General features: G+C 33.4%; 5 protein-coding genes and 1 tRNA gene. 4 read left to right on the top strand and 2 right to left on the bottom strand.

The window, feature by feature from the left end; translation table 11 throughout:
- Nucleotides 1-357, top strand: a 357-nt coding sequence (locus ABX784_RS14455) for a hypothetical protein (RefSeq protein WP_372655769.1), incomplete at its 5' end; no start/stop codon positions are given.
- Nucleotides 358-498: 141 nt separating this feature from the next.
- Nucleotides 499-582: transfer RNA gene (locus ABX784_RS14450), tRNA-Leu, on the top strand.
- Between the two features lie 162 nt (nucleotides 583-744).
- Here ABX784_RS14450 and ABX784_RS14445 read toward each other — a convergent pair.
- Together ABX784_RS14445 and ABX784_RS14440 are read right to left on the bottom strand one after the other, a co-directional pair.
- A complete protein-coding gene (locus ABX784_RS14445; protein ID WP_372655768.1) occupies nucleotides 745-1776 on the bottom strand; it encodes a hypothetical protein in 1032 nt (343 codons plus the stop codon).
- Nucleotides 1777-2187: 411 nt separating this feature from the next.
- Nucleotides 2188-3207 (bottom strand): hypothetical protein, encoded by a 1020-nt coding sequence (locus ABX784_RS14440; protein ID WP_372655767.1) that lies wholly within the window; start codon nucleotides 3205-3207, stop codon nucleotides 2188-2190.
- Between the two features lie 439 nt (nucleotides 3208-3646).
- On the opposite strand from ABX784_RS14440, the gene ABX784_RS14435 reads away from it, so the two are divergent.
- Nucleotides 3647-4156 (top strand): response regulator, encoded by a 510-nt coding sequence (locus tag ABX784_RS14435; RefSeq protein ID WP_372655766.1) that lies wholly within the window; start codon nucleotides 3647-3649, stop codon nucleotides 4154-4156.
- 8 nt (nucleotides 4157-4164) lie between these two features.
- Nucleotides 4165-6868, top strand: a 2704-nt coding sequence (locus ABX784_RS14430; protein WP_372655765.1) for an AAA family ATPase, incomplete at its 3' end; no start/stop codon positions are given.

Below are 6868 nucleotides of genomic sequence, written 5' to 3'. Positions count from 1 at the left end.
GTTAAGAGATTTGGTGGTGGAAAGAGACCTAAGGGCTTTAGAACTGACCATATCGACCACGAAAGAGATGCTAAGCTTAGAGCTCAGGCCGAAGAGCGTAGAATAAAGAGAGAGATGTATGCTCCAAAGTCGTTCAATGACTCTCTAGCTAATAAGAAAACAGCTCAAGAAAATACTTCAAGACCTGTCGAGAAGCAAGATGATCCAGACTTTTGCTCAAGACCTGCTTCTAGAAGAGATAAAGAAGAAACAGCTCCAAGAACTATAGAAAAGGCAGCAGCTCCTGTAGCTTCTGAGGAGAGACCGCTTAAAGTTAATCCAGAAAGAAAGAGCTTTAGAAAGAAGAGTGAAGATTAGTCCTTTTCATTCCTATACGTAGGGGAGGGTTTAGTTATCTCTCCTGCTAATTCCATAATTCGATATTTCTTCCTCAAAAAATCACCTCATAGCATTGCCATTTAGTATCTTATCCCTTACCTTATTTAACAGAATATCTATGCCCGGGTGGTGAAATGGTAGACACGCACGCTTGAGGGGCGTGTGTCGCGAGACGTGCTGGTTCAAGTCCAGTCCCGGGCACCAATTCAAAGACAAGTATAGCAACTCCTAGAAGTTGCTTTTTTGTGCCTAAAATCTTCTTTAAATTTAACACATATATTGGAATTATTATTTATTGATCAAGATCAAAGATGAAGAGTAAAACTCACTACCTTAAAGAACTAAAGGTAGTGAAGTGATTATTTATTAATATGGGCTTATATATTCTGTCTTATATGATTCACCTTCATATTTGTCATCATTTCCACCAAACACCTTGTGAAAGTTTAGAGTTACAATAGTGTCATTATCATAGTTGTAAACTTGGTAGTTTTGCTTATCGCCTGCAAAAGCTTTCTTAAGCATGATTTCAAAACTATAACTTCCTTTTCCTATTCCAACAGATGCCTCTAACTCGTGCATTGGAGCTTCACCTGTCCTGTGAATTGTAGAGCTTACTCTAGTTCCAGCTTTAAATGCCCATGATCTCTCTGAGGCTTGGTAGTATGCATCTACTCCAGCTGAAGCTGTTACACTACTTGTGTCCATAATTGTACTCAAGACACCACTAAATTTAGCATCACCAACGATTCGGATTTTTCTGTTATCTGCTTGGTAAATGAATTGTTTACCAACACCTGCTTCAATAAAACCACCCAGTTCATTTTCACGACCAGACTCTAAGTTGTTTGGATGATATGAACCCATCGCATCGTGCATAAGCACTTGTTGTTGGGCCGCAGATAGAAAACTACGAACATCTTGATGGTTCAGTTCAATAATACCGACACCAACTTCAATATACTTATCTTTACCTTGTGCTTTATTATTTACTACAACTTTTATAATATTTTCTTCAGTAAAGTATTGGTCGTAAGTACTACCGTAAGGATCTGAATTATATTTTTCAGATTGTCTTTCTGTATAAAGATTAGAGAAGTAGACAAATTTATAATTAATTTTAAATGAATCAGTTCTAGAGATCTCTAGAAGAACACCATGAGTATTACCAAAGTCATTACCTAGTTTATCACCAGTCGCTAACTCATAAGCACCATATGCATTATCATTAAGGAGCGAAAAGTTGACATCAATCTCACCATTGACTGAGTCTTCAAAGACCTTCCCAGCTACAAGCTCAGCTATCTCTTTATTACAATCGCTATTGTCGCAAGAGTAGGATGCGGAATAGCTAAGTGGAGAGATCATTAGTGATAAGAGAATTAAAAAACTTTTCATAGTTATGCCCATTTGTTGATTTTGTTAAAAAACTATAGTTTCAATAGATTCATTTCAGTTTATACGATTTCAGTAAACTTTTTGGGAGAGTTGAAACATCTACATATGGGTGTAAAAGTGTTTAATCTTTATACACTTTCTATACATGCATCATGAGTGTTGTTTCATAGGTCGTATTTATATGGCACAGATATCTTACATATTTCGCATATTACTACATTTTTCTAAATTACTTGTGCGTTGTTAAGTAATTGAAAACATATATTTATGTTAACTAAAAAAAATCCGTCAAGTTACTGTATTAATTTATACTTAAGAGCATTTCTCGATTCAGACACTAGTCAATCTTGTTCTATTAATACAAGATGTAGAGTAAGGTAAAGCAACTCCTAAGAGTTACTTTGTTGGTTTTTAGAAGACCATCATAACTTTCAAGAAGTTAACCTCTATATTTGCAAATGTGACTCTGTCTGCAAGAACATTATTTCCTACATTATATTCTATATGTCCGACACCAACTCCCAATGAAAATCCTGCACCAACAAAAAACTCTTTTGATATCATTTTATAATACGCAACCTCGGTATCTAGAGCTGCGGCATTGAAGTAAAAGTCAGATGTAGCACCTGAGATTCTGTTATATGATTCTTTACTCGAGTACTGATATCCTAGAGATAGGGTAAATTGAAACTCACCACTATCAAAGATTGATCTTTTTCTCAACATAAGACCAAGTCCATAAGATTTATCATCATTTTCCGAATCGTAATAGGTGGTTAAAGAGTCATAGACTTTTAGGTCTTCATTAACATTGTTCACATTGAAATATCCACCAATATCTAAAGTATCAATTTTTGCATAAATAGCTACGGACCCTGTCTTGTCTTGAAAGTCGGGACGTAATATTAGTCCAGAAGTGCCAAAATCTAAGTCTATAATGAGATCTAAAGGGAGTGAATTAAATTCACCTTGTTTTTGTTCAATCTTCGCTACATCTTCATCAAATTCTGCATCCATTGCAAAGCCAGATAATTGTAGAGCGGTAGCGTAAACTCTTAATGATTCACTTTTAAATGGATTGAATTTCTCTAAGATTGTTGTCGTCGATGATTGATTTAAATCAATTGGAATTTCGATTGGAGAGAAATGATTTTGACTTGTTGTTAACTTTTCTGATGAGAACTCTTCAGTAGGTTTCAGTGTTTCACCAATAGCTAGACTTTCTCCATGTGTATGTATCTCTACTGATGGCAGGTTATTGTAATTTTTGACTTTAAATTTTTGGCCTGTGCTATTGATTAAAAAAGATGTCTCTGTTGTATTAACACAAAAGAGCTTAGCACTGTTTTCTTCTAGGCTTTGTACAATACAATCTGCACTTATGCTTTTAGAAAAAAATATTAGTAATGTAATTAAATAATTAAATCTCAAAATATACCTCTTAAAAAAATATTGAAACTTTAAGTATATTTATTAGTTTCTTTTCTACAAATGATTTATTCATAAGAATTCTTCACTCTTTTTTATCTCATTAGGCCTAGAAAGTTTTTAGATGTGATGAATACGTAAGAATTAGATAAAATAAAAAAATACTTTATAGCTTTATAGATATCAGGCACTAAATTGTTTAAAAGGTGATTAAACGTAGTTAGTGCTATTTCTAGCTTTTTACTGTGAAGTTTAGGGCAGTATTGATACATAACTTAAGGAGGTAATTTAGTGGGGAGTAATATCAGATAGATAGAGGGGAATATACAAGATCACAGTTCTTAAAATTATGGTAAAATGAATACTCTTGTAGATATATTCTCATACCGTTTTAGTATAAACTTTAAGGTGTTACCTTACATGTAGAGATATAAGAAGGCTTATGATGAATCGAAATTTTCGCGTTTTAATTGTTGATGATGATAAAGACATTCATGATGTTTTGTCCATGACTCTTGACACTAAAGACAGTAAGAAAAAGAAATCATTAAGTAATGATCTCTTAGAACAGCTGGCGATTGATACCAGTCAAAATATGTCTAACATTGATATTTTTCATGCCTATCAAGGGGATGAAGCACTGTCTATACTACAGAATAATACGCAAGAAACAATTGATCTACTTATTCTAGATATGTTAATGCCTCCTGGTATCAATGGAACTCAAGTCATGGAGAAGCTATCAAATACTTCTCAAGATTTAAAAATAATCATAAGTACTGCATACTTTCATGATCTTGAAGAACAAATTAGAGAAATGGCACAGAGTTTTAAAAGTGTTCACCTTATTTTAAAACCATTTAATCTTAATTTGTTTTCTGATTTAGTAACATTCATTTTATCAGAAGAAGAAAATACCTTCAGTAATAAAGACGTTCTAAATTTAAAATAGGAAAAGCTGTGACTGATAAAATGCATTTAGAGTTGTCACACGTTGTTTATGGAAGAAAACGAGAAATTGAAATTATTCAAGACACTGTATCTAGTGTAGATTCCTCAAATAGAAGAGCTATATTTTTTTCAGGTAGTTCAGGTATTGGTAAGACTTCCACTGTGAAAAAAGCGATATCTTCATTTTCTACAAGTGAAATTTCTTTTTTAAATGGAAAGTTTGATCAGCTTTCTGGAGATAGTTTAGGGAAAGCACTCCTAAGAGCAATTTCTGTTTTCTTTGTTGAAGTATTATCTGCACCTGAGAATGTTTTAAAAAGCTGGGAGGCAGAGCTTAAAGATCACCTTGGACAAAATGCAAGAGTTATTGCTGATGTTATTCCCGAGTTAGTAACTATTTTAGGTGAGCTTGAGGAGCCAGCAGAGCTTGGGCCATCTGAGTCGCAAGTACGATTTGAACTTATGCTGACAAATCTAATTCAATTCATCTCTAACAGATCAAAAAAGAAAATTGTCATGTTTGTAGATGACTTACAATGGGCAAGTGCGAGAAGCATTGGATTAATTCATAGAATTCTAAATTTAGAAGATTTGAATAATTTCATTTTTATTGGTGCATTTAGAGATGACGTTACTTCTGATCATCCTCTCCACGAATTATTGAATACAGATAGTAAGAAATTTAATCTTCATAAAATTGAACCTATCAATGGAGAAGATATTGACTGCCTCCTAAATGATTCATTTGGAAAGAATAGTTTTAATTCTGATTTATCAAAATGCTTAATTGAGAAAACAGCAGGGAACCCATTTCACGTGTTGCAATTTATAAAATACGCCAAGTTAGAAAATATCTTAACTCAAGTAGATGGAACTTGGACATGTGATTTAGAGAAACTTAGTAAACAGTCGATTTCAGATAATGTTGTTGATATACTTCTAAATGAGATGAAATTGTTAAATTTAGATCTACAGAAGTTCCTCTCTGTTTGCTCTATTCTAGGCAATGACATAAGTATGCCTCTACTTTTAAATGTTTTTGAAAGCAGTAGAAGTAGATTAAGTTCATTTGTTGAAAAAATGACAAGCCTCTCATACATAAATACCTTTGATGATAAGATTAATTTTTCTCATGATCGAATTCAGGAGGCTGCTTATGAACTTATGGATGAGGAGAATAGGGCACTACTGCATAAGAGTGTTGGTGAACATTTATTAAATAGTTTTAATTCTGGAAATTATGAAGATATTACTGAAATAGCTAATCACTTTAACATAAGCTTAGAGCTCCATTCTGAAGAAGAATTAATTGAGCTTGCAGAGCTTAACTATAAAGCATCTATACAATCTAAGAACTCTACTGCCTTTAATCAGTCTCTGGTTTATTTAGATATGGCCGATCGCTTAAAGGAGCTTATTAGAAATGACTATAGCTTATATTCAAATATTATTTTAGAGAAATCTGAATCTCTTTATTTAAATAGTAAATATGATGATTCAGAAAGTTATATTCTATGTCATTTGGAAGAAGATCTAAATCCTTCGACTAAAGCTCTTCTGTTAAATCAACTTGTCATACAGTGTACAGCACAAGGAAGGTATGCCGATGCAATCTCAACTGGTAGAAGAGCTCTTTCTTTTTTAGGGGTTTCCCTACCTGAGGATAATCTTGAGGAATCAGTAGAAAAAGAGCTGAAGACCGTTACACAGATGGTGCATGGGCGAGAAATTACTTCATTGAAAAATATTGAAGAGATGAGCGATCACAAAATGAAAATTGTGATGAGTATTCTCATTAATATGGATTCACCTTGTTACTTAAGTAATATAAGCCTTTATTGTATTGTTGTAGCTAAAATGGTTCAAACTTCAATCAAGTATGGATCTGTCGCTGAGTCTGCTAAAGGATATGCTTCTTATGGGATCGTTCTTTGCTCTTTTAATGAACATGAATTAGGACGTAAGTTTTGCGAACTTGGAATTCTAATCGCGGAACAATATGATCATCTTGGTCAAATTTGTCGCGCTTGTCATACTATGGCCAACCATGTTCAGTTTTGGACACAACATATTTCTGAAGGTGATCAATACAATGATAGGGGATTTGCAGCAGGGCATGATGCTGGAGAATATCTTTGGGCCGGATTTATAAAACTATTTAAGCCCTATAACCAGTTTTTTAGAGCAAGAAATTTAAATGAGTTAAAAGCCGATATCATAACAGGTATTGAGTATTGTACAAAGCATCCTAATCAACTAGGAGTAGATACCCTTACTGGTCTGGCCATTCTTGTTAATGAGTTGGGAAATCATGAAATTATTGGAAATGAAATTAGTATTCCTACGCATGATGAATTTGTTTCTAGTTGCCATGAGTCAAATAGTCTAATGGCCCTAAGCATGTATCTTTCAGTTAAGACATTTTCTTTAATTCTAGGAAACAAGTTTTCTGGAGCAACATCAATTATAGATGAATCGATAGATCTTCTACCGTACTCGTATTCTGTAAGTACAAATTTTTATGATGATTTTTGTAAGGCATTTCTTATACTCATAAATTCCAAAGATGATAAGTCTTTAAGCTCCACTCTTTTTTACGAAAAATTAACTGTAATTGAAGAATTAAGTATATCGTGTCCTGAAAATTTTGAACCATTTCAGCTTCTACTTCTAGGTGAACTAAGTATTCTTCAAGGAGATTTTTACCAAGGAG

The organism is Halobacteriovorax sp., from assembly GCF_041587335.1.
GTDB lineage: Bacteria > Bdellovibrionota > Bacteriovoracia > Bacteriovoracales > Bacteriovoracaceae > Halobacteriovorax.
The sequence above is the reverse complement of the archived record's forward strand: the minus strand, read 5'-3'. Positions and strand labels throughout refer to the sequence as shown.

Coding starts and splice junctions, on each gene's coding strand:
- ABX784_RS14435 (WP_372655766.1), top strand. CDS start 3,647: ATGATGAATCGAAATTTTCGCGTTTTAATTGTTGATGATGATAAAGAC.
- ABX784_RS14445 (WP_372655768.1), bottom strand. CDS start 1,776: ATGAAAAGTTTTTTAATTCTCTTATCACTAATGATCTCTCCACTTAGC.